The organism is Pseudomonas sp. BCRC 81390 (genome assembly GCF_030341915.1).
GTDB lineage: Bacteria > Pseudomonadota > Gammaproteobacteria > Pseudomonadales > Pseudomonadaceae > Aquipseudomonas.
The window spans coordinates 1-229 of sequence record NZ_JATAAG010000028.1 but is presented as its reverse complement, the minus strand read 5'-3'; the positions used below and the strand labels follow the sequence as shown (position 1 = coordinate 229).

Annotated in this window: 1 rRNA gene; it reads right to left on the bottom strand. The window is 50.7% G+C overall.

Annotated elements, in window-relative coordinates:
* Positions 1-229: ribosomal RNA gene (locus QSV36_RS12235) — 16S ribosomal RNA — on the bottom strand; the annotation flags it as partial.

Here is a 229-nt window from a genome sequence, read left to right as displayed (position 1 = left end):
CGCTTTACGCCCAGTAATTCCGATTAACGCTTGCACCCTCTGTATTACCGCGGCTGCTGGCACAGAGTTAGCCGGTGCTTATTCTGTCGGTAACGTCAAAACAGCAAGGTATTAACTTACTGCCCTTCCTCCCAACTTAAAGTGCTTTACAATCCGAAGACCTTCTTCACACACGCGGCATGGCTGGATCAGGCTTTCGCCCATTGTCCAATATTCCCCACTGCTGCCT